Raw genomic sequence first — 1,343 nt, forward strand, 5'->3', positions numbered from 1 at the left:
GGGCCTGTCAGTAATTTCGTGTTCAAGGCATATGATGCTCCGAAGGAGACTATATGCCTCGCAAACCGAAAGCCAAACCGGTAGACCTGCCGGCGATTCCCGCCGAGTTGCTTGAGCAATTCGGCAGCGGTCCGATGACGGCTGAAGCGATCAATGCCGCGACGCTGGCCCTCAAGAAGGCGCTGATCGAGCGGGCGCTGGGCGGCGAGATGAGTCACCATCTCGGCTACCCGCCTGGCGCTGCCAAGCCGAGCACCGTAACCAACCAGCGCAATGGCACGGGCGCCAAGACAGTCCTGACGGAGGACGGCCCGATCCGTATCGAGGTGCCTCGCGATCGTGACGGCAGCTTCGAGCCGCTGCTGATTCCCAAGCATGAACGACGCTTCACGGGCTTCGACGACAAGATCGTCGCCATGTACGCCCGGGGCATGACCGTGCGTGAGATTCAGGGATTTTTGCAGGAGCAATACGGTACCGAGGTTTCGCCCGATTTCATCAGCTCGGTCACCGACGAGGTCATGGCCGAAGTGACCGCTTGGCAAGCGCGGCCGCTCGAACCGATGTATCCGGTGGTGTTTTTTGACGCGCTGCGGGTCAAGATTCGCGAAGACGCCGTGGTACGCAACAAGGCGATCTACCTTGCGCTGGGCGTTCTGCCCGACGGCACGCGCGATATTCTAGGCTTGTGGATCGAGGGCACAGAAGGTGCCAAGTTCTGGATGAAGGTGTTCAACGATCTCAAGACGCGTGGCGTTCACGACATCCTGATCGCCGTGACCGACGGCCTCAAAGGCATGCCCGAGGCACTGGCTGCCGTGTTTCCGGCGACCACGCTGCAGACCTGCATCGTTCACCTGATCCGCAACAGCCTCGATTACGCCAGTTGGAAAGACCGTCGAGGATTAGCTGCCGTGATTCGCCCGATCTACACCGCACCGAGCGCAGAGGCGGCTCAGGCAGAACTCGATGCCTTTGCCGAAGGAGCATGGGGCCAGAAATTCCCGACGGTCAGCGCTGCGTGGCGCAACGCTTGGGATCGTGTGATTCCGTTCTTCGCGTTTCCGCCGGCGGTTCGCAAGGTTATATACACTACGAACGCTATCGAGAACATCAACTCGCAGCTGCGAAAGATCATCAAGACCAGGGGACACTTCCCGACCGATGAGGCCGCCACCAAGCTCATCTGGCTGGCACTGCGTAACATCACTGCCGATTGGGGGCGTGCTGCTCATGACTGGAAGGCGGCTATGAACCAGTTCGCCATCCTTTACGAGGATCGATTCGTTCGACCATCCGTGTGAATCTCAACCCGCCTTGAACACGGAAATCCTGACACCCCC

Annotated in this window: 1 protein-coding gene; it reads left to right on the plus strand. The window is 59.8% G+C overall.

Going from position 1 to position 1,343, the window contains the following annotated elements:
* The first annotated feature begins 53 nt into the window (after positions 1–53).
* Positions 54–1,304: an IS256 family transposase gene (locus G3N61_RS39085; RefSeq protein WP_205825116.1), complete on the plus strand. Its 1,251-nt coding sequence runs from the start codon at positions 54–56 to the stop codon at positions 1,302–1,304.
* Positions 1,305–1,343: the final 39 nt, after the last annotated feature.

The sequence above is a fragment of the Burkholderia sp. Ac-20349 genome (genome assembly GCF_017104865.1).
In the GTDB taxonomy this organism is placed as follows: Bacteria; Pseudomonadota; Gammaproteobacteria; order Burkholderiales; family Burkholderiaceae; genus Burkholderia; species Burkholderia aenigmatica.